Origin of the sequence: Caulobacter sp. Root487D2Y, assembly GCF_001427165.1 — a bacterium.
Classification (GTDB): Bacteria; Pseudomonadota; Alphaproteobacteria; order Caulobacterales; family Caulobacteraceae; genus Caulobacter.
Map to the genome: position 1 here is coordinate 641,819 of NZ_LMFD01000010.1, position 19,852 is coordinate 661,670.

23 protein-coding genes are annotated in these 19,852 nt (G+C 69.0%); 9 read left to right on the plus strand and 14 right to left on the minus strand.

From position 1 onward, the window contains the following. Positions 1-9: 9 nt before the first annotated feature. The 9 genes from ASD38_RS12845 (at position 10) to ASD38_RS12885 (ending at position 9,975) form a co-directional block, all read left to right on the plus strand. Positions 10-1,536, plus strand: coding sequence for a replicative DNA helicase (locus tag ASD38_RS12845; RefSeq protein ID WP_082554605.1), 1,527 nt, complete (start codon positions 10-12; stop codon positions 1,534-1,536). Between the two features lie 68 nt (positions 1,537-1,604). Beyond that, on the plus strand, positions 1,605-2,297 hold the full coding sequence (locus ASD38_RS12850; protein ID WP_056436674.1) for a MarC family protein: 693 nt from the start codon (positions 1,605-1,607) through the stop codon (positions 2,295-2,297). Positions 2,298-2,352: 55 nt separating this feature from the next. Further along, positions 2,353-3,450: an alanine racemase gene (gene alr / locus ASD38_RS12855; protein WP_056436671.1), complete on the plus strand. Its 1,098-nt coding sequence runs from the start codon at positions 2,353-2,355 to the stop codon at positions 3,448-3,450. 75 nt (positions 3,451-3,525) lie between these two features. Then, a complete protein-coding gene (gene radA / locus ASD38_RS12860) occupies positions 3,526-4,908 on the plus strand; it encodes a DNA repair protein RadA (protein WP_056436666.1) in 1,383 nt (460 codons plus the stop codon). Next, complete coding sequence (locus tag ASD38_RS12865; protein WP_056460449.1) at positions 4,905-5,543, plus strand: CvpA family protein; 639 nt, start codon at positions 4,905-4,907, stop codon at positions 5,541-5,543. Before radA ends, ASD38_RS12865 begins: the two co-directional genes overlap by 4 nt. Then, positions 5,540-7,039 carry an amidophosphoribosyltransferase gene (purF, locus tag ASD38_RS12870; RefSeq protein WP_056436659.1) on the plus strand — a complete coding sequence of 500 codons (1,500 nt, stop codon included), beginning with the start codon at positions 5,540-5,542 and terminating at the stop codon, positions 7,037-7,039. The genes ASD38_RS12865 and purF overlap by 4 nt, the downstream gene beginning before the upstream one ends. A gap of 147 nt (positions 7,040-7,186) precedes the next feature. Further along, positions 7,187-8,161, plus strand: a complete 975-nt coding sequence (locus tag ASD38_RS12875; protein ID WP_082560750.1) for a bile acid:sodium symporter family protein — start codon at positions 7,187-7,189, stop codon at positions 8,159-8,161. A 48-nt stretch (positions 8,162-8,209) separates the two neighbouring features. After that, positions 8,210-8,962 (plus strand): SDR family NAD(P)-dependent oxidoreductase, encoded by a 753-nt coding sequence (locus ASD38_RS12880; protein ID WP_056436653.1) that lies wholly within the window; start codon positions 8,210-8,212, stop codon positions 8,960-8,962. An 83-nt stretch (positions 8,963-9,045) separates the two neighbouring features. After that, on the plus strand, positions 9,046-9,975 hold the full coding sequence (locus ASD38_RS12885; RefSeq protein ID WP_235523832.1) for an NAD(P)/FAD-dependent oxidoreductase: 930 nt from the start codon (positions 9,046-9,048) through the stop codon (positions 9,973-9,975). Positions 9,976-9,987: 12 nt separating this feature from the next. On the opposite strand, the gene der is transcribed toward ASD38_RS12885, so the two are convergent. The 14 genes from der to ASD38_RS12955 form a co-directional block, all read right to left on the minus strand. Further along, complete coding sequence (gene der, locus ASD38_RS12890) at positions 9,988-11,757, minus strand: ribosome biogenesis GTPase Der (RefSeq protein WP_056460453.1); 1,770 nt, start codon at positions 11,755-11,757, stop codon at positions 9,988-9,990. Between the two features lie 109 nt (positions 11,758-11,866). Continuing rightward, positions 11,867-13,282 (minus strand): outer membrane protein assembly factor BamB family protein, encoded by a 1,416-nt coding sequence (locus ASD38_RS12895; RefSeq protein WP_442856940.1) that lies wholly within the window; start codon positions 13,280-13,282, stop codon positions 11,867-11,869. Between the two features lie 11 nt (positions 13,283-13,293). Then, complete coding sequence (locus tag ASD38_RS12900) at positions 13,294-14,052, minus strand: tetratricopeptide repeat protein (RefSeq protein ID WP_056436640.1); 759 nt, start codon at positions 14,050-14,052, stop codon at positions 13,294-13,296. Between the two features lie 165 nt (positions 14,053-14,217). Further along, positions 14,218-15,045, minus strand: a complete 828-nt coding sequence (gene panB / locus ASD38_RS12905; RefSeq protein ID WP_056461414.1) for a 3-methyl-2-oxobutanoate hydroxymethyltransferase — start codon at positions 15,043-15,045, stop codon at positions 14,218-14,220. 94 nt (positions 15,046-15,139) lie between these two features. Beyond that, a complete protein-coding gene (locus ASD38_RS12910) occupies positions 15,140-15,517 on the minus strand; it encodes a hypothetical protein (RefSeq protein WP_056436637.1) in 378 nt (125 codons plus the stop codon). Next, a complete protein-coding gene (locus tag ASD38_RS12915; protein WP_056460455.1) occupies positions 15,510-16,097 on the minus strand; it encodes an RNA polymerase sigma factor in 588 nt (195 codons plus the stop codon). Before ASD38_RS12915 ends, ASD38_RS12910 begins: the two co-directional genes overlap by 8 nt. Before the next feature lie 31 nt (positions 16,098-16,128). Beyond that, entirely contained in the window at positions 16,129-16,524 is a 396-nt protein-coding gene (locus tag ASD38_RS12920; RefSeq protein ID WP_056436631.1) for a DUF6249 domain-containing protein, read from the minus strand. A gap of 160 nt (positions 16,525-16,684) precedes the next feature. Further along, positions 16,685-16,984, minus strand: a complete 300-nt coding sequence (locus tag ASD38_RS12925) for a hypothetical protein (protein WP_056460456.1) — start codon at positions 16,982-16,984, stop codon at positions 16,685-16,687. Beyond that, positions 16,981-17,496, minus strand: a complete 516-nt coding sequence (locus tag ASD38_RS12930; protein WP_056460459.1) for an RNA polymerase sigma factor — start codon at positions 17,494-17,496, stop codon at positions 16,981-16,983. Before ASD38_RS12930 ends, ASD38_RS12925 begins: the two co-directional genes overlap by 4 nt. Next, positions 17,496-17,909 (minus strand): hypothetical protein, encoded by a 414-nt coding sequence (locus ASD38_RS12935; RefSeq protein WP_056436622.1) that lies wholly within the window; start codon positions 17,907-17,909, stop codon positions 17,496-17,498. Before ASD38_RS12935 ends, ASD38_RS12930 begins: the two co-directional genes overlap by 1 nt. Positions 17,910-17,962: 53 nt before the next feature. Further along, positions 17,963-18,151 carry a hypothetical protein gene (locus tag ASD38_RS12940; protein ID WP_056436619.1) on the minus strand — a complete coding sequence of 63 codons (189 nt, stop codon included), beginning with the start codon at positions 18,149-18,151 and terminating at the stop codon, positions 17,963-17,965. Positions 18,152-18,198: 47 nt separating this feature from the next. Beyond that, positions 18,199-18,858, minus strand: a complete 660-nt coding sequence (locus ASD38_RS12945) for an HAD hydrolase-like protein (RefSeq protein WP_056436616.1) — start codon at positions 18,856-18,858, stop codon at positions 18,199-18,201. Further along, entirely contained in the window at positions 18,859-19,215 is a 357-nt protein-coding gene (locus ASD38_RS12950) for an ArsC family reductase (RefSeq protein WP_056436613.1), read from the minus strand. It lies immediately after the preceding gene. Positions 19,216-19,334: 119 nt separating this feature from the next. Beyond that, positions 19,335-19,778 carry a MarR family winged helix-turn-helix transcriptional regulator gene (locus ASD38_RS12955; protein ID WP_056436609.1) on the minus strand — a complete coding sequence of 148 codons (444 nt, stop codon included), beginning with the start codon at positions 19,776-19,778 and terminating at the stop codon, positions 19,335-19,337. Positions 19,779-19,852 lie beyond the last annotated feature (74 nt).

A 19,852-nucleotide genomic window follows, 5' to 3' on the forward strand; every position in this document is an offset into this window, starting at 1 on the left:
CTTCCGCCGATGTCCCTCGTGCCTGCTCTAGACCTCCGCCCACCCTCCGCGATGGGCGACATCGTCGTCTCCGTCGCGCCCCACAATCTGGAGGCCGAACAGGCGCTGCTGGGCGTGCTGCTGTACGACAACGCGGCCTACGAGCGCCTGACCGACAGCCTGCAGGGCCGCCATTTCTACGAACCCTTCCACGCGCGGCTGTTCAGCGCGATCGAGACCCACATCCGCAAGGGCCAGCTGGCCGAGCCGATCCTGCTGGCCGACGAATTCAAACATGACCCGGCGTTCGAGGAGCTGGGCGGCCTGCGCTACCTGGCCGACCTGGTCGACAGGGCCCCGCCCGCCGCCAATGTCGGCGACTACGCCCGCGCCGTGTTCGACTTGGCCCTGCGTCGCGACCTGATCCGCATCGGCGGCGAGATCGCCTCCACCGCCCACGGCGGCGTCAGCAAGGACGACGTCAAGCTTCCGGCCCGCGACCAGATCGAGGCGGCCGAACAGCAGCTCTACACCCTGGCCGAAAGCGGCGCGGCCAGCTCCGGTTTCGTCAGCTTCGGCGAAGCCCTGCGCGGCGCGGTCGAGATGACCGCCGAGGCCTACAGCCGCGACGGCGGCATGTCGGGCCTGGCCAGCGACCTGATCGACCTGGACACCAAGATCGGCGGCCTGCACCCCTCGGACCTGATCGTGCTGGCCGGTCGTCCGTCGATGGGCAAGACGGCCCTGGCCACCAACATCGCGTTCAACGTCGCCAAGAAGTACGCCTGGGAGCCCCAGCCCGACGGCACCAAGAAGACCGTCAGCGGCGGCGTCGTGGCCTTCTTCTCGCTGGAAATGAGCGCCGAGCAGCTGGCCCTGCGTATGCTGGCCGACGCGTCCGGCGTGTCGGGCGACAAGCTCCGCAAGGGGGAAATCGACGCCAGCGAGTTCGGCCGGGTGCGCGACGCGGCCATCGAGCTGCAGGAAGCCCCGCTCTATATCGACGCCACTGGCGGCATCTCGATCGCCAAGCTGACCGCCCGGGCCCGCCGCCTGAAGCGCCAGGTCGGCCTGGACCTGGTCGTGGTCGACTACCTGCAGCTGGTCACCGGCTCGGATCTTGGATCCAACGCCAACCGCGTGCAGGAAGTCTCGCAGATCACCATGGGCCTGAAGGCCCTGGCCAAGGAGCTGGCCTGCCCGGTCATCGCCCTGTCGCAGCTGTCGCGTCAGGTCGAGCAGCGCGAGGACAAGCGCCCCCAGCTGTCCGACCTTCGCGAATCCGGCTCGATCGAGCAGGACGCCGACATGGTCTGGTTCGTCTATCGCGAAAGCTATTACGTCGGCCGCTCCGAGCCGCGCGAGGGCACGCCCGAGCACTTGCAATGGCAGGAGGACATGGACCGCCTGCAAGGCCTGGCCGAGGTGATCATCGCCAAGCAGCGTCACGGCCCCATCGGCACCGTGCGCCTGTCGTTCAACAGCGACACCACCCGCTTCGGCAACCTCGCCCGCGACCACTACTTCCATCAGATGCGCAGCGGCGGCGAGGAATAGCGTTTGCGGATTTGACGCGGGCAGCCGGTCTCGGCCACGGTGTCGGGACCCGCTGAACGAGGCCGCGAATGGATTTCAGTCCCCTGCCGACATCCACGGTCGTCGGCGCGTTCCTGCTGGCTTTCCCGGCGCTCTTCTCGATCGTCAATCCGGTCGGGGCCTCGCTGATCTTCCACCAGGTCCTGGCTGACCGCACCTCGCAAGAGCGCCATCGGCTGGCCTTCCGGATCGCGACCTACGCCCTGGCCATCCTGCTGGGATCGCTGCTGCTGGGCGGCTACATCCTCAACTTCTTCGGGGTCAGCCTGGGAGCCTTGCGCGTGGCCGGCGGGCTGGTGGTGGCGATCCGGGCCTGGGGCCTGCTGATGCAGCCCGAGGCGCACGAGGACCGCAAGAGCGACGCGGCCTCGCCCGCCGAGCGCCGAACCGACGACATCGCCTTTTTTCCCCTGACCATGCCGTTCACGACCGGGCCGGGTTCGATCGCCGTCGCCATCGCCCTGTCGTCGCAGCGGCCGGCCGGCGGGCACACGGTGATCCCGTTCTTCCTGGGCGCCAGCCTTGGCGCCGTGGCCGTCGCCCTGCTGGTTTGGGGCCTCTATCGAGCGTCCGACCGGGTCATGGCCCTGCTGGGCGTGTCAGGCGCGCGGGTCATGTCGCGGCTGGTCGCCTTCCTGCTGCTGTGCATCGGGGTTCAGATCCTGGCCAGCGGGATCGAGAGCCTGGCGGCCGACTTCCTGACGCGACACCCTCTGCACTGAAACACCACGCCATCCGCGCTGGCTTTGGGCGGCGCGCTCGGCTACGCCCTGCCCCGTGACCGAAACCAGCCGCCTCACCCTCGACCTCGACGCCCTGGCGTCCAACCACGCCGTGCTCAAGGCCGCCGCCGCCAACGCCTCCCATGGGGGGGCCGAGATCGCGCCGGCCGTGAAGGCCGACGCCTATGGCCTGGGCGCCGACCTGGTGGCCGGACGGCTATGGGACGAGGGCGCGCGGGGCTTCTACGTCGCCCGCCTGTCGGAAGGCCTGGTCCTGCGCCAGGCCCTGGGCGACCGCGCGGCCACGATCTACCTGCTGGACGGCGTCACCCCCGGCTCGGCCCCGGCCATCGAGGCGGCCGGCCTGACGCCGGTGCTCAACAGCCTGCCTCAGATCGAGGCCTGGAACAGCCATGCCCGCGGCCGGACGCTGGACGCCGCCCTGCACATCGACACCGGCATGAACCGCCTGGGCCTGCGTCCGGAGGAGGCCGTGGTCCTGACCGGGGCGATGGACCGGCTGAAGTTCCTCAACATCACCCTGGTGATCAGCCACCTGGCCTGCGCCAGCGAGCCCGATCACCCGCTGAACGCCCGCCAACTGGCCCGCTTCACCGAGGCCGCCGCGCTCTTTCCGAACGCGCGCCGCAGTCTCGCCAATTCCGGCGGGATCTTCCTGGGCGCCGACTACCGCTTCGACCAGTGCCGGCCGGGGATCAGCCTGTACGGCGGCGGTCCGCGCGATGTCGCCGACGACCGCATCAAGGCCGTGGCCACCCTGGAGGCGCCGATCCTGCAGGCCCGCGTCGTGCCGCGCGGCGAGAGCATCGGCTACGGCGCGGCCTTCACCGCCCGGGACACCACCCGAGTCGCCATCCTGGCGGTCGGCTACGCCGACGGCGTGCCGCGCGCGGCCCATCCGCGCGGCGCGGTGTGGTTCGACGGCGCGCGCCGGCAGATGCTGGGCCGGGTGTCGATGGACTTGATCGCCGTCGACATCACCGACTGCGACGCCGCCCGCCCCGGCGCGATGATGCAGATCATCGGCCCCGATCTGCCGGTGGACGACGCAGCGGCGGCGGCGGGCACCACGGCCTACGAGCTGCTGACTCGCATCGCGCCGAGGGCCCGGCGGGTGATCAAGGGCGGCTGAGAGGCGGTGCGTCCGGCTTTGGCGCAGCGGGCGGCCAAGCTGTAGTCTCCAGTCACCTTCGAATCAGGAGCCCCCATGGCCCGTGACGGCGCCGTCTACGCCTGCCAGTCCTGCGGCGCGGTCTCGACCAAGTGGTCGGGTCAGTGCACGGCCTGCCAGAGCTGGAACAGCCTGGTCGAGGAGGTCGGGGCCCGCGCGCCCGGGGCCCTGTCCAGCACCAAGGCCACCCGCGTGCGCGGCCTGCAGTTCACCGGCCTGGAAAGCGACACCCCCGCCCCGCCCCGGATCATCACCGGCGTCGACGAGTTCGACCGGGTCTGTGGCGGCGGCGTGGTGCCGGGCTCGGCCATCCTGATCGGCGGCGACCCCGGCGTGGGCAAGTCCACCCTGCTGCTGGAGGTCGTGGCCAAGGCCAGCCTAAAGGGCGTCAACTGCGCCTATATCTCCGGCGAGGAGGCCGTGGCCCAGATCCGCGGCCGGGCCGAGCGCATGGGCTTCGCCCAGGCTCCGGTGAAGCTGGCGGCCGAGAGCAGCCTGCGCGACATCCTCGACGGGCTGAAGCGCGACAACTTCGACCTCGTCGTGATCGATTCGATCCAGACCATGTGGAGCGACGCCCACGAGGCCGGGCCGGGCACGGTCACCCAGGTCCGGGCCTGCGCCCAGGAGCTGGTGCGCCTGGCCAAGAAGAAGGGTGTGGCCATCCTGCTGGTCGGCCATGTCACCAAGGACGGCCAGATCGCCGGTCCCCGGGTGGTCGAGCACCTGGTCGACGCGGTGCTGAGCTTCGAGGGCGAGCGCGGCTATCCGTTCCGCATCCTGCGTGGCGCCAAGAACCGCTTCGGGGCCACCGACGAGATCGGGGTGTTCGAGATGGGCGATTCGGGTCTGCGCGAAGTGAAGAACCCCTCGGCCCTGTTCCTGAACGAAGGCGGCGAGCGGGCGGCCGGCGCGGCGGTGTTCGCCGGCATCGAGGGCTCGAGACCCGTCCTGGTGGAGTTCCAGGCCCTGGTCGCGCCGTCCGCGTACGGAACGCCCAGACGCGCCGTGGTCGGATGGGATTCCGGACGCCTGGCCATGGTCCTGGCCGTGCTTGAATCGCGTTGCGGCCTTGGTTTTGGCAACAAGGACGTCTATCTGAACGTCGCTGGCGGCCTGCGGATCACCGAGCCGGCGGCGGACTTGGCGGCGGCGGCGGCCCTGGCCTCCTCGGCCCTCGACATCGCCCTGCCGCAGGACTGCGTCGTGTTCGGCGAAGTCAGCCTGTCCGGTGAAGTGCGGCCCGTGAGCCGTATGGAGACACGTTTGAAAGAGGCCGCGAAACTCGGCTTTGGCCGAGCTCTGGGACCGCTGTCGGGCCTGCCCGAAGGCGGCGGAGCCCTGCCCGTCGCCGGCGTCGCGCGTCTGGCCGACGCGGTGCGCCGCATCGGCGACGAGATCTGGGGGCAGCTGACGTGACGCCGTTCGACATCATCTTCGGCTTGATCCTGCTGGTCTCCGCCCTGGTCGGCTTCGCTCGCGGCGCGTCGCGGGAGCTGACTTCGGCCCTGTCGTTCATCGTCGCCGCCCTGCTCTCCCTGCTGGCCCTGCGCGTCACCGGGCCGCTGTTCCGGGCCATGATGGATCCGGACTGGGCGGCCACGGCGGCCGCCATCCTGGTCGGCTTCGTCATCATCTTCGTTCTGCTGCGCCTGGTCGGGGCCCAGATCACCAAGACCCTGCACGCCGACGGCGCCCTGGGCACGCTGGACCGCCTGATGGGCCTGGCGTTCGGCGTGCTGCGCGGCCTGGTGGTGCTGGGGGTGTTCAGCCTGGTGTTCCACATGGCCACCCCGCCCGACCGGGTGCCCCACTGGATGTCGAAGTCGGCGCTCTATCCGCTGTCCAACGCCGCCGGCCGCGTGCTGAAGGTGTTCGCCCCCAAGGGCGCGGGTCTGGCGGGAAAATTGGCCCCGGCCATCGAGGACGCCGTCGCCGATGGAACAAGGGGGGGCGGCGCCAGCGACAAACCGTCCGAACGCAAGCCGCACGAACCGAGTTATGATAAGAACCAGCGTCGCTCCGTCGACGATCTGGTGGAGAAATCGCGATGACGTCCTTCGGCCAGTCGATCGACCGCTTCTCGTCCGCGCCGTGGCGTGATCCCGAAGACGACACCCTGCGCCTCGAATGCGGGGTGTTCGGCGTCTACGGCGTACGCGACGCCGCCGCCGTCACCGCCCTGGGGCTGCACGCCCTGCAGCACCGCGGCCAGGAAGCCTGCGGCATCGCCGCCTTCGACGGCCAGCGCTTCCACACCGAACGCCACATGGGCCATGTCGGCGACGCGTTCACCGGCAACGACCTGGTCCAGCGCCTGCCCGGCGGCATGGCCATCGGCCACACCCGCTATTCCACGGCCGGCGGCAGCGGCATCCGCAACGTCCAGCCGATGTTCGCCGATCTGGAGACCGGCGGCGTGGCCATCGCCCATAACGGCAACCTGACCAACTTCCTGACCCTGCGCGAGCGCCTGGTGCAGGAAGGCGCGATCTTCCAGTCGACCAGCGACAGCGAGGTGATCCTTCACCTGATCGCCCGTTCGCGGAAGGCGCGCATCGTCGACCGCTTCATCGACGCCGTCGGCCAGATCGAAGGCGGCTACGCGATCGTGGCCATCACCAACAAGAAGATGATCGGCCTGCGCGACCCGCTGGGCATCCGCCCGCTGGTGCTGGGCGACCTGGACGGCCAGCCGATCCTGGCGTCCGAGACCTGCGCCCTGGACATGATCGGCGCCCGCTTCGTGCGCGACGTCGAGCACGGCGAGATGGTGGTGATCTCCGAGACCGGCGTGAAGTCGCTGCGTCCGTTCCAGAACGTCGCCGCCCGCCCCTGCGTGTTCGAATATGTCTATTTCGCCCGTCCCGACAGCGTCGTGAACGGCCGCTCGGTCTATGACGTGCGCAAGCGCATGGGCCAGCGCCTGGCCATCGAGACCGGCGTCGAGGCCGACGTGGTGGTGCCGGTTCCCGACAGCGGCGTGCCCGCCGCCATCGGCTTCGCCCAGCAGAGCGGCCTGCCCTTCGACCTGGGCATCATCCGCAACCACTATGTGGGCCGCACCTTCATCCAGCCGACCCAGGGCGTGCGCGAACTGGGCGTGCGCATGAAGCACAGCCCCAACCGCGCCGTGCTCGAGGGCAAGCGCGTCATCCTGATCGACGACTCGATCGTGCGCGGCACCACCTCGCTGAAGATCGTCCGCATGGTCCGCGAGGCCGGCGCCAAGGAGGTTCACCTCCGCTCGGCCAGCCCGCCGATCAAGTGGCCCGACTTCTACGGCATCGACATGCCCGAGCGCGACCAGCTGCTGGCGGCCAACAAGTCGCTGGAGGAGATGGCCCGGTTCCTGGAGGTCGACAGCCTGGGCTTCCTGTCGGTCGACGGCCTCTATCAGGCGCTGGAAGCCGGTCCGCGCGACCCGGCCCACCCGCAGTTCACCGACCACTACTTCACCGGCGACTATCCCACGCGCCTGACCGACCGCGAGATCGCCGAGGGCCGCAACGACCAGGCCGAGAAGCAGCTGTCGCTGCTGAGCGCATAGACCTCAACGCAGCAGTACGCCCTCGTCCTTCGACAAGCTCAGGATGAGGGCGAATTGAACACCCCGCCTCTCCGCCCACGATCGCATTCGAAATCCTCATCCTGAGCCTGTCGAAGGACGAGGATTTCGCATCCCAGGTTGCCACCTTTGTTCAAAGACCTCCTCGCCAAGCTGAAGATCGACGGCTACATCGCGGCCCTGTTCGGCATGGTCGTGCTGGCCTCGGTGCTGCCGGTGCGCGGCGAGGCGGCGACGATCGTCGGCTGGGTGGTCAAGATCGCCATCGCCCTGCTGTTTTTCCTGCACGGCGCCAAGCTGTCGCGCGAGGCCGTGGTCGCGGGCCTGACCCACTGGCGGCTGCACCTGACGATCCTGGCCTTCACCTTCGTGCTGTTCCCGGTGCTGGGCCTTGGGATCAGCAAGTCGGGCGTGCTGTCGCCCACCTTGTCCAGCGGCATGCTGTTCCTGTGCTGCCTGCCCTCGACCGTGCAGTCATCGATCGCCTTCACCTCGATCGGCCGGGGCAACATCGCCGCCGCCGTCTGCGCGGCCTCGGCGTCGAACCTCCTGGGCATCTTCCTGACCCCCGTGCTGGTGGGCCTGCTGATGCACGCCCACGGTGATGTCGGCGGTTGGGACTCGATCAAGTCGATCGTCCTCCAGCTGCTGGTCCCGTTCGTGGCCGGCCAGCTGGTGCGGCCCTGGGTCAAGGGCTGGATCGAGAAGCACAAGGCGCTGGTGGGCCAGGTCGACCGCGGCTCGATCCTGCTGGTGGTCTATTCGGCGTTCAGCGCCGCCGTGGTCGGCGGCATCTGGAAGATCGTCACGGTCCCGGAGCTGTTCCTGCTGCTGGCCGCCTGCGTGGTCCTGCTGACCGTGGTGATGTCGATCACCGTGTTCGGCGCGCGCGCCCTGGGCTTCTCCAAGCCGGACGAGGTGGCCATCGTGTTCTGCGGCTCCAAGAAGAGCCTGGCCACCGGCGTGCCGATGGCCGGCATCCTGTTCCCCGGCGCCGCGGCGGGGATCATGGTCCTGCCGTTGATGCTGTTCCATCAGATCCAGCTGATGGCCTGTTCGGTGATCGCCCAGCGCTACGGCGCGCGTCCGGCGGACAATCCTTAGGGAGCCGTCGCGGTTTCCATCGTCTCGCTTAGCCACTAGAACCCGCCCATGACTTCCGACTCCGAAAAGCCGCTGGCCGGCCGCATCGCCCTCGTCACCGGCGCCACCCGCGGCATCGGCGAGGCCATCGCCCTGGGCCTGGCCCAGGCCGGCGCCCACGTCATCGCCCTGGGCCGCACCCAAGGGGCCCTGGAGGCCCTGGACGACGCGATCTTCACCGCGACGGGCGAGCACGCCACCCTGGTCCCGATGGACCTGCGCGAGGCCGACGGCCTGGATCAGCTGGGCGCGGCCCTCTACGAGCGGTTCGGCAAGCTGGACATCCTGGTCGGGGCCGCCGGCGTTCTAGGCGCCCTGACCCCGGTGGGCCACCTGGACCCCAAGGGCTGGGACATGATCATGGCCACCAACCTGACGGCCAACTGGCGGCTGATCCGGTCCATGGACCCCCTGCTGCGCCGCGCCGAGGCCGGTCGGGCCATCTTCCTGACCAGCAGCGTCGCCAAGACCCATCGCGCCTTCTGGGGCGGCTACGCGGCCTCCAAGGCCGGGCTCGAGGCCATCGTCGCCTGCTATGACGACGAGATGGAGAGCACCACGGTGCGCGCCGTCTGCGTCGATCCGGGGGCCATGCGCACCCGCATGCGGGCCGGCGCCTTCCCGGGCGAGGACCCGCAGACCGTGCCGGCGCCCGACACCATCGTGCCGCTGATCGTCGACCTGGCCCGCCCCGACCGCGTGCCGCCCAAGGGCGTCGTCAAGTTCAAGGACCGCGGCCAGGAATCGGCCAGCCTCGGCTGATCACGGCGACGCGGCGGGGTGCGTTTCGGGCCGGCGCACGCAACCCTTGCCGGGCTGGCGCGTCTATCGGCGTCGGAGATCCCATGACGCCAAACCCGCTCGCCCCCGCGATGAACCGCGAACGCCTGGATGCGATTATCGTCGGCGCGGGCCCCGCGGGCCTGACCGCCGCGCTCTACATGGGACGCTTCCGGCGGCGGGTGCTGGTCGCCGACGGCGGCGACAGCCGCGCCGCCTGGATCCCGACAACCCACAATCATCCTGGCTTTCCCGATGGCGTGGCCGGCGCGACGCTGCTGGACCTCCAGAGGGAGCACGCCCTGCGCTACGGCGCGCGGATTCAGGCGGGCATGGTTCGTGCTCTGTCCATCACGGACGAGGGTTTCACCCTCGAGATCGGCGACGACGTCTTGCGCGCCGCGACCGTCCTGTTGGCCTGCGGGGTCGAGGACAACGCCCCGGATCTGCCCGAGGTCGATGAAGCCGTGCGCAGGACCCTGCTCCGGATCTGCCCGATCTGCGACGGGTTCGAAGTCACGGGCCAGCGGGTCGGCGTGATCGGTAACGGGGCGCTGGGCGCGCGCGAGGCGCTGTTCCTGCGCACCTATGCCGACCGGCTGACCCTGATCCACATCGCCGCGCCAGACGCTTTGCCCGCCGAGGAACGAGCCCTGCTGGCTAAGGCCGGCGTGGCGGTCATCGAGACGCCCATCGAGGACGTCGAACTTCAGCCCGACCGCCCTCGGGCGCTCTGCTTTTCGGGGGCGGGGCGCGTTGAGTTCGACGCGCTCTACAGCGCTCTGGGCGTGACGCCGCGGACAGGCCTGGCCCTGGCGGCCGGCGCGCGTCACGACGATCAGGGCCGGCTGGTGGTCGACGATCACCAGCAGACCTCGATCCCCGGCCTCTACGCCGCCGGCGACATGGTGCGCGGCCTCAACCAGATCACCACGGCCCAGGGCGAGGCGGCGATCGCCGCCACCGCCATGCACAACCGGCTCAGAGGCCTTTAGCGCCCCCGCCTTTTAGCGCCCTTTGGGCGGCGCCTTGTTGCCGCGAACCGTGCGGGCGCCGGCCACGGGGCGACGCGGCGCGGACTTCGAACCAGCCGCCTTGCCGCCGGCCGCCTTGAAGCCGACCTTGTAGCTGGGCGTGGCCGACTTCTTCTGGGCCCTGGGGCCCTGCTTCTTGACCGACTTGACCGCGCCCTTGCCGGGTTCGGCGGCCGGGGCGGCGGCGGTCTCGGTCGGCTTGGGCGCCTTGGACGCCTTGGACACAGGCTTGCCGATGCTTGGGGCGGGCACGGGCAGGCCCGCGGCCTGGGCGGCGGCCGCGGCGGCGGCTTCGGCCACGCGCACCGACTTCTTGACGGTGTTGCGCGAGGCGCGAATGCGTTCGGCCTCGCGTTCGCGCCGTTCGAACTCCCGCTTGCCCTTGCCCGAGTGGCCCTTGGCCTCGCCGTCGGCATAGGGGTTGGCGCCCGACTTCAGGGTGATGCGCAGCGGCACGCCCGGCAGGTCGAAGCTCTCGCGCAAGGAATTGATCAGGTAGCGCCGATATTGCTCGGGCATCTGGTCGGCGCGGCTGGAGAACAGCACGAAGGTCGGCGGACGGGCCTTGGTCTGGGCCATGTACTTGGGCTTGATGCGCTTGCCGCCGACGCTGGGCGGCGGGTGGCGCTGCATGGCCATCTGCAGCCAGTCGTTCAGGTCGCGGGTCTTGACCTTGGTCGACCAGTCCTTGTGGCTCTTGAGCACGGCCGGCATCAGGCGCTCGACGCCCTTGCCGGTCTCGCCCGACAGCGCCACCACGGGCGTGCCGCGCAGCTGCGGCAGCATGCGCTCGGCATGCTCGACGAAGCCCTTCAGGGTCGCGCCCGGATCCTCGACGAGGTCCCACTTGGCCAGCACGAAGACGACGCAGCGCCCTTCGCGCTCGGCCAGGTCGGCGATCTGCAGGTCCTGGGTCTCGAACGGATGGGTGGCGTCCATCACCAGCAGCACCACCTCGGCGAAGGTGATCGAGCGGATGGTGTCGCCGGTCGACAGCTTCTCCAGTTTCTCGTTGACCTTGGCCTTCTTGCGCAGGCCGGCGGTGTCGACAAGACGAACCTTGCGCCCGCCCCAGTCCCAGTCGACCGAGATGGAGTCGCGGGTGATGCCGGCCTCGGGACCGGTCAGCAGGCGCTGTTCGCCGATCAGACGGTTGATCAGGGTCGACTTGCCGGCGTTGGGGCGGCCGACGATGGCGATCTTGATCGGCTTGTCGTCGTCCAGCTCGTCGTGTTCGGTCTGCAGGTCTTCCGGCGCGATGGCGATCAGGGCCGCGTAGAGCTCGGCCATGCCCTCGCCGTGCTCGCCGCTGATCTGGATCGGCTCGCCCAGACCCAGGACATTGGCCTCGGCCGCGCCGTGGTCGCCCGCCTTGCCCTCGGACTTGTTGGCCGCGACCAGCACCGGCTTGTTCCGCTTGCGCAGGATCTCGGCGAAGATCTTGTCCAGCGGCGTCAGACCCTCGCGGGCGTCGAACACCAGCAGGCTGACGTCGGCTTCCTCGATCGCCAGCTCGGTCTGGGCGCGCATCCGCGCCTCCAGGCTCTCGTCGGTGACGTCCTCGAAGCCGGCGGTGTCGATCAGCTCCAGGTCCAGGTCGCCCAGGCGGCCATGGGCGAAGCGGCGGTCGCGGGTGACGCCGGGCTGGTCGTCGACCAGGGCCAGCTTGCGGCCGGCCAGACGGTTGAACAGGGTCGACTTGCCCACATTGGGGCGGCCGACGATGGCGAGTTTCAAAGGCATGGGCTGTGATTAGTCGATTTCGGGGACAAAAGCGACAAACCCGGACTGGTAAGGACCAGCCCGGGTTCGCGTTGCTTGGATTATAGGTCCGGGCGAGCCGGAGGAGCGCCTAGCGGATGGCGATCAGATCGGCCTCGTCGGTGGCCACATAGACCGTGTCGCCCATGGCGATCGGGCCCAGCAGGGTGCGCTGGCCGATCTTCAGGGTCTTCAGCGTCTCGCCGGTCTTGGGGTTCAACGCCACGGCCTGGCCTTCGCTCGACACGGTGATCAGGCGGTTCGACGCCAGGATCGGCGTGGACCAGACCACCGGGTGCTTGGCGCGCTTCTTCTTCTGCTTCTTGCTCAGGTGCTCGGTGTTGTTCAGGTCGCGGATCCAATAGACCTGACCGGCTTCGCGCGACACGCAGATCACCTGGCCGGCCTTGTCGACCACGAAGACCACGTCGCCGGCCGCCCAGGGGCTGGTGATGGCGGTGACCGGCAGGCTCCAGCGGGCCTGGCCCGTGCGCAGGTCGGTGGCGGCGAAGACCCCCGAATGGCTGACGGCGAAGACGTCGCCCTTGAAGATCACCGGACGACCGGCGATGTCGCGGATTTCCGACAGGGCGTTGGTGCGGCTGGCGCGGCTGAGAGCCTCGCTCCACAGGTCGTTGCCGTTGGCGGCGCGCAGGGCCACCAGCTCGCCCGAGGCGAAGCCGGCCACGACCGTGTCGCCGCTGACGGCGGGGCTGCTGGCCGCCAGGATGCGGGCAGGCTCGATCAGGGCCTGATAGGTCCAGCCCGGCGCGCCGTCGGCGGCGTTGAAGGTCAACAGCTCGTTGTCGGTGGAGATCACGAACACGCGGCCGTCGGCGACGGTGGGCGCGGCGTGGACCGGCGTGCTGGTCTGCTGGCGCCAGGTCTCGGCGCCGGTCGCGGCGTCGAGTTGGGCCACGAAACGGAAGCCCGACGCGACATACAGCTTGCCGTTGGCGTAGGCGACGCCGCCGCCAAAGCCGATGCGGTCGCCGGTGCTGCCGCCCAAGCCCATGAAGCCGTGCTTCTTGCCCGGCGCCTTGGCGGGACGCAGATCCTTGCGCCAGAGCGTGGAACCGCTGCGGGCGTCAATGGCGCTCACGGTGGCTTCGCCGTCCATCACGAAGATCTTGCCGTCGGCGGCCACGGGCGGCGCGGTGACGTGATACCGGCGGTTGGCCTTCTGGCCGAAGCCCTTGCGCCAGGCGATGTCGAAGTTGGCGGCGGCGGCCACGTGCTCGACCGACTGCTCGGCGTTGCCGCCCGGCAGAGGCCAGTCGGCCTGGACCGTCGGTTCGGGCAGGAAGAAGTCCACGCCCTTCAGCGCTTCGGCCTGCTCGACCTTCTGGTCGAAGGCGATGACCGAAATCCGCTGTCCCTGAGTGGCCAGGGTCTTGTTCTCTTCCTTCTTGTCGAAGGGATTGAGCTTGGAAACCGTCGAACAACCGGCCACCGACACCGCGGCGGTCATCATCGCGGTGAGAAGCAGATAGCGCTTAGTCGTCATGGGGCGGCGGCTCATTGGGCGGTGTTGGGGGCGACGTCGGCTTGCACGCCGGGGGGAAGCGCCAAGGCGGCGGGAGGCGGCAAGGCCATGGCGGCCTTGACCACGGCCGGCAGGTCCTTGGCGGAGCCTGAATCGATCATGGCCATGGCGCCCCGGGCCCGCTCGCGGATTTCATCCGAGGAGTTGTCGAGCGAGCTGGACAGCACGAGGAAATCGCCGCGCGCGCCGGCCAGATCGCCGGCCCGCAGCTTGGCGAAGGCCAGCGCTTCCTTCGCCTGCACGCGATAAGGACTCTTCTCGCCCATCAACGGGGTCAGCCTCGCCTCGACTTCCTTGTAAGGAGCCGTGTCGAGGAGCGCCAAGGCGGAATTGAGGCCGGCAAGGTCGGCGAGCACCGGATTGGACGAAAGCTTGGCCGCTTGATCGAAATAAGCCACCGCTTCGGCCGTTTTGTTCTGTTCCAGACGCACGCCGCCCATCTGCATCAGGGCCAGGGCCTTGTAGGTGGGGGAGCCGGTCTTGGAGATCGCCTCGAACGCGGGGAACGCCGCGACCGGGCCCGCCTTCTGGCCGGTGGTCAAGGCCGCCTGATAGGCTTCAGTGGCCTTGTCGGTCTGCTTCTGCTGGTAGGTTGTCCAGCCCATCCAGCCGCCCGCGCCCAGAATCGCCACCGCGGCCAGCGCGCCCACCCAGGGCAGCGACTTCAGCGCGAGGGACTTGTAGCGGTCGGAGCGCAGCTGCTCTTCGACCTCGTCAAACACATCGACCACGAACGAGGCTCCGGTAAGGGCGAAACAACGCCCTGGGGCGTCGACACCGGCTTGCGCCAGGACCGACACGCGAATTGAAAACCATGGTGAGCGAACACACCGAGGCGGCGAACCTATAGCGTGTCTGGGCCAGCCGCAACGGGGCGGAACCGGTGCGCGAGTGCGCTAGCCCTTCTTCGCGTAGTAGGTCTCGGCCTCGCCGGGGAAGGTGCGCGCCTTGACGTCCCGCGCGTAGTCGGCGGCGGCCCGCTCGATCTCGCCCTTCAGATCGGCGTAGCGGCGCACGAACTTCGGAGTCCAGTCGAACAGGCCCAGCATGTCGTCGACCACCAGCACCTGGCCGTCGCAGCCGGCCGAGGCGCCGATGCCGATCGTCGGGACCGAGATGGCGGCGGTCACTTCGCGGGCGAGACCCTCGGCCACGCCCTCGACCACCACGGCGAAGGCCCCGGCCTCGGCGGTGGCGCGGGCTTCCTCCAGCACCTTCTGCCGGCCGGCCTCGTCCTTGCCCTTGGCCTTGAAACCGCCGTCGACCAGCACCGCCTGCGGCCGCAGACCGATGTGGCCCATCACCGGAATGCCGCGCTGCACGAGATAGGCGATGGTGGCGGGTACGGTGGGGCCGCTCTCCACCTTCACGGCCTGGCAGCCGGTTTCCTTCATGATCCGCACGGCGTTGGCGTAGGCCTCTTCCGGCGCGCCTTCGTAAGAACCGAACGGCATGTCGACCACGACCATGGCCTTGCGCGAGCCGCGCATCACCGCCTGGCCGTGCAGGATCATCATCTCCATCGTCACGCCCACGGTGTTGGGCAGGCCGTGCACGACCATGCCCAGCGAGTCGCCGACCAGCAGCAGGTCGCACGACTCGTCCAGCGCGGCGGCGATCGGCGTGGTGTAGGCCGTCAGGCAGACTATGGGTTCGCCGCCCTTGCGCGCGGCGATGTCGGGGGCCGCCAGGCGACGGACCTTTTCTTCACGATGGGCGGACAGGGCGAGCACTCCAGCGAAAAACGCGTGCCGTTTTCCGCCAGATTGTTCGGCGCCGCAACATGATCATTGAAAACGTGATCCAGACCGCCTCGCGTTAGACCTCGTCCATCAGCCGGGTGACGGCGAAGGCCAGGGCCAGTCCGGCCAGGGCGACCGCCAGCCACACGGTTTCCGAACCGCCCAGAACGAACAGCTGGTCGTAGCGATGGGTCAGCTTGTCCAGGCCCAGATCCAGCTGTTGCGCGCCTTCCTGGGACATCTGCGAGAACTCGGTGGAGAAGCGCGCGCCGACCAGCTGAGCGGCGGCCGCCACCCCGGCCACGACGCCGGTGGCGCCGATCAGCACGCGACGCAGCGCCCAGCCCCGATCCAGCTTGTCGGTCACCTGCTGCGCGAACAGTTCGGCGTCGCGGAACACCGGAGCCTGGCCGTAGAGCCGCGAGAGTTGGGTTTCGAAATCCAGGTCAGCCACGGTGCTCTCTCCTCGCGGAGTCGTTCGGTGCGCTTTCGGACGGCGGGGCCATCCGGGCTCTGAGTTTATCCAGACCACGTTTGACATGGGATTTGACCGTCCCCAGCGGGATGTTCAAGACCTCGGCCGCCTCGGCGTGCGACCAATCGGCCCCGTAGCAAAGCGAAACGCACAGGCGCTCGGCCTTGGACAGAGACTTGAGCGCTTCATCCAGATCGAGGCGATCGGCGCGCGCGGCGGAACCGTCCGATCCGACCGGGGCCTCGTCCTCGGGGGCCTCGGCCAGCACGAAACGCGCCTCCCGCTTGACCTTCCTCAGATAGAGCCGCGCGGCGATCTTCTTGATCCAGCCCGCGAAGACCCCCTCCCCGCGATAGTCGGCGATCTGCTCGTAGCCGACCAGGAACGCGTCCTGGGCGACGTCGTCGGCCGTGGCCGGATCGGCCCCCAGCCGGCGCAGCAGGCCCCGCACGGCCGAGCCGTGACGGCGCACCAGCTCGCCGAAGGCCCGCCGGTCGCCGGCCGCCGCCAGGGCGGCCAGCTCGACGTCGTGGCCCGTGGGTGGGCGTTCAGTGCCCATAAGCTTGGTCCCCTCTTCCCCGTATCCGCGCTCAGTCTTGCGGCGGGCGCTTGTTGGGGTTGAAGAAGCTGAGGATGACGAAGGCCAAGCCAATCATGCCAGGAATGGCCGCACCGCTCAGGGTGCCGTACATGGCGTTGTCGTTGATCTGACCCAGAGCGACACCCGTCAGGGCAACGCCGCCAGCGACAAACAACAGAATGACGCCGATCCGCATGTCACGATGCGACGAAGACACCATCTTCGGACGGACATCCTTGGACAGGGCCTCGACCAATTCGGGAGGCAGCGGCTGCCCCTTCTCGATGGCGGCCCGAACAGTCGCCTGCATTTCTCGACGATCGCGCGTCCGCAACCACGCCGGCACGATCACGATCGCCGCGACCATCAGAAACGGCGCCAGCGGGATCAAAAATTCAAAGTCCATGATTTAGTCCCCTCGAATGTTTGGCGGCGGCGTCTCGCCCTCGCCTTCTGTAGATAAGAGACCTGGGCCAGGGCGATTGGAGGCGCCGGGTCGGATGAAACTTTCGTAAGGCTAGCGCCCTCTCGAAAAACTCAAACGATTCCCTTCAGAGCCTCGGGGGCTAGCGACGGCTCAGGACCTGTCCGCCGAACAGGCTGACCGCCGCGGCCAAGGTCAGAATCCCCGCCGCCGGCAGTAGGACCGGCGCCAGCGTCTGGACCGCCACGTTCAGCACCGGGGCGCAAGCCCACAGCACCGCGCCGGCCGCCAGGGCCGTCACGGCGGCGGAGGCCAGCTTCACCCGCAGTTCCCGCCGCGCCACGGCTTGCATCACCTCGGCGACGAACATCGCGTCCACGGTCGGCCGCGCTGGAGCGGCGTCCTCGGTCAGGAAAGCGGCCAAACGATCGTCGGGGCTCATGACGCGTCTCCCAATACAGCCAGCAGTCTCTCACGTCCTCGGTTCACATGCGACTTCACCGTGCCCAGGGGCAGGTTCAACGTCTCGGCCGCCTCGCCGTGCGACCAGCCTTGGCCCAGGCACAGGGTGACGCTGGCCCGCTGATCCGGCGGCAGGTCGGCCAGCGCCGCCTCCAGCGCCATGCGGTCGGCCGGATCGGCCTGACGCGGCGCGTCCTGGGCCTGGTCTTCACGCCAGGCCTGGTCGCGACGGGCGGCGCGGCGGGCGGATCGACTGCTATCCAGCGCCTTGCGCCAGGCGATTCCGAACAGCCAGGCGCGAAACCCCTCGTCGTCACGCAGTCGATCCAGGCTCGACCAGGCCGCCAGGAAGGCCTCCTGGGCGATGTCGTCGGCGTCGCCGAAGCCGCTCTTGCGCAGGAACCCGCGCAAGGATCGCTCGTGCGCCGCCACCAGCCGGGCGAAGGCGGATTGCGATCCGCCCCGCGCGGCTTGGACGAGCGGCGCATCCATCAGTCCCTCGGCGCCCGATCGACCAGGATCGACACGATCGAGGCCAGGCTCAGCGCGGCCATCACGAAGGCGACGATGGTGAAGCCCTCGCCCGCGCCATAGAGGTCGGTGGCCGCTCCATAGGCGAAGCCCGCGCCCAGGGTCGCGAACAGCACCACCTGGTACCAGGTGCGCTGGCGATGGCGGCGATAGCGATGGCGCGGCCGCTCGTCGAATTCATCGCCGTCGTTCCACCGCTTGTTGAGCTTGGCCAGCAGTTCGGGGGGCGGCTCGCGCCCGGACTGGGCGTAGGACTTGATCAGGTCCAGCGTGTCGCGGTTGGCCTTGTACGAAAGCCAGCTCTGGTAGCCGCCGAACACGAACCAGCTGAGCGGAAAGATCAGCCACCAGTAGGATCGAAAGAGGTCTTCCATGGTCTTGGTCTCCGAGGGCGCGCCACGAAATGTCAGGGGCCGCGCCGCGAATGTCAGTGGGTGCAGCCGGCGTTCAGCTTGGCCACCAGTTCAGGCGGCGGCTCGCGGCCGGTCTGGGCATAGGACTTGAGGACATCCAGCGCGTCGCGGCGCGCCTGATAGCGCAGCCAGCCCTGAAAGGCGCCGAACACGATCCAGCTCAGCGGGACGATCAACCACCAGTGGGAAGAAACGTCTTCCATCGTTCTCATCTCCAGATCGCCGCGACCCTTCGCGCCGTTTCTGAAGACTAGTCGGCGCCGACCCCGTGATTGGATGCGGCGACCCGGGAAATAATTTCGTCCATGGCCGCGAACATCATGGTCGGGCCGTGATCGGCCAGGGCGCGGCGGGTGGCGTAGCCCCATTCGACGGCCCCGCAGGCCAGGCCCGCCTCGCGCGCCGCCTCGATGTCGCGGGTCTCGTCGCCGATGCACAGCACGCGGTCCTTGGGAATTCGCGCGGCCTTGACCACGGACCGGAACTTGGCCGCCTTGCCGAAGATCGCCGCGCCGCAGCCGTAGTGGTCGACCAGCCCGGCCAGCTCCGCGCCCAGGATCGAGCGGATGGTCACTTCGGAATTGGAGCTGACGATCGCCAGCCGCAGCCCCGCCGCCGACAGGCCGCGCAGCAGGTCGCCGGTGCCCGAGAACAGCGGAATCGCGTGGGCGTCGGCGGCCATCATCTTCTTGCCGTGGGCGGCGACCAGCGGAACCTTCCACAGGGGCAGGCCCAGATAGGCGATGATCTCGCGGCTGGTGCGGCCGCGCAGCATGGCGATCTCGTCCTCGGTGACCGCCTTGAACTTGAAGCGCTCGGCCAGCGGACGCACGGCGCGGATGGCCCAGGCCGTGCTGTCGGCCAGCGTGCCGTCGAAGTCGAAGATGACCAGATCGATCTGGGCGTCCATTCAGCCCCCCGAACCCATGGCGCGACCATACACGTCAGGCTTGAATCCGACCAGCAGTTGATCGCCCGTTGCAAGAACCGGCCGTTTGATCATCGACGGGTTGGCCAGCATCAGGTCGATGGCCTTGGCCTGATCGATCCCCTGCTTGTCGGCGTCGGGCAGCTTGCGGAAGGTCGTTCCGGCCTTGTTGAGCAGGGTTTCCCAGCCCACGGCCTTGCTCCAGGCCTCCAGGCGCGAACGATCGACGCCGACGGCCTTGTAGTCGTGGAACGCGTAGGCGATCCCGTGACCGTCCAGCCAGTCCCGCGCCCTCTTCATCGTGTCGCAGGCCTTGATGCCGTAGATCGTGGTCGTCACGCTTGATTGCTCCGTGCGCGTCAGATTCTCGAGTCTGACAGACTAGGGATCGCGCGCCATCGGGCAAAACGGAAAAAGGCCGGGGCGAACGCCCCAGCGGCGCTGAAGACGACGGGCGATCAGGCCAGGGCCAGCAGGCCCGCGCGCAGGGCGTCGCCGCCGGCGGGCAGATCCGCCTCGACGTCCGCGTGGGTCCGCGTCCACACCGGCAGGGCCCGGGCCAGCAGCGCCATGCCGGCCGGGGTGAGGGCCAAGCGTCGGCTGCGACGGTCATCGGGATCGACGCTGACCGTCAGCAGACCGCGGCGCTCCAGAGGCTTGAGATTGGCGGTCAGGGTGGTGCGGTCCATGGCCAGCAGGCCGGCCACCGAACCGATGGTCGGCGGCTCCGGCCGGTTCAGCGACATCAGCAGCGAGAACTGGCCGCTGGTGATCCCGAACTCGCGCAGGGCCTCGTCGAAACGCCGCGCCAGCGCCCGCGCCGCGCGCTGGGCGTGCAGGCACAGGCAGGTGTCCTTCACATGAAGGGTGGCGGCGTAGGGAACTTGCAGCGGCTTTGACACGGTTCGATTATGTTGATATCAACGCTATTTGTCAAGGCCACGCGGCTGAGCGGGCTCACGATTGAGGAGAAGGA

Coding starts and splice junctions, on each gene's coding strand:
- der (WP_056460453.1), bottom strand. CDS start 11,757: ATGCCTTTGAAACTCGCCATCGTCGGCCGCCCCAATGTGGGCAAGTCG.
- ASD38_RS12850 (WP_056436674.1), top strand. CDS start 1,605: ATGGATTTCAGTCCCCTGCCGACATCCACGGTCGTCGGCGCGTTCCTG.
- ASD38_RS12945 (WP_056436616.1), bottom strand. CDS start 18,858: ATGGACGCCCAGATCGATCTGGTCATCTTCGACTTCGACGGCACGCTG.
- radA (WP_056436666.1), top strand. CDS start 3,526: ATGGCCCGTGACGGCGCCGTCTACGCCTGCCAGTCCTGCGGCGCGGTC.
- ASD38_RS12895 (WP_442856940.1), bottom strand. CDS start 13,282: ATGACGACTAAGCGCTATCTGCTTCTCACCGCGATGATGACCGCCGCG.
- ASD38_RS12935 (WP_056436622.1), bottom strand. CDS start 17,909: ATGGAAGACCTCTTTCGATCCTACTGGTGGCTGATCTTTCCGCTCAGC.
- purF (WP_056436659.1), top strand. CDS start 5,540: ATGACGTCCTTCGGCCAGTCGATCGACCGCTTCTCGTCCGCGCCGTGG.
- ASD38_RS12940 (WP_056436619.1), bottom strand. CDS start 18,151: ATGGAAGACGTTTCTTCCCACTGGTGGTTGATCGTCCCGCTGAGCTGG.
- ASD38_RS12885 (WP_235523832.1), top strand. CDS start 9,046: ATGACGCCAAACCCGCTCGCCCCCGCGATGAACCGCGAACGCCTGGAT.
- ASD38_RS12920 (WP_056436631.1), bottom strand. CDS start 16,524: ATGGACTTTGAATTTTTGATCCCGCTGGCGCCGTTTCTGATGGTCGCG.
- ASD38_RS12915 (WP_056460455.1), bottom strand. CDS start 16,097: ATGGGCACTGAACGCCCACCCACGGGCCACGACGTCGAGCTGGCCGCC.
- ASD38_RS12880 (WP_056436653.1), top strand. CDS start 8,210: ATGACTTCCGACTCCGAAAAGCCGCTGGCCGGCCGCATCGCCCTCGTC.
- ASD38_RS12930 (WP_056460459.1), bottom strand. CDS start 17,496: ATGGATGCGCCGCTCGTCCAAGCCGCGCGGGGCGGATCGCAATCCGCC.
- ASD38_RS12845 (WP_082554605.1), top strand. CDS start 10: ATGTCCCTCGTGCCTGCTCTAGACCTCCGCCCACCCTCCGCGATGGGC.
- ASD38_RS12925 (WP_056460456.1), bottom strand. CDS start 16,984: ATGAGCCCCGACGATCGTTTGGCCGCTTTCCTGACCGAGGACGCCGCT.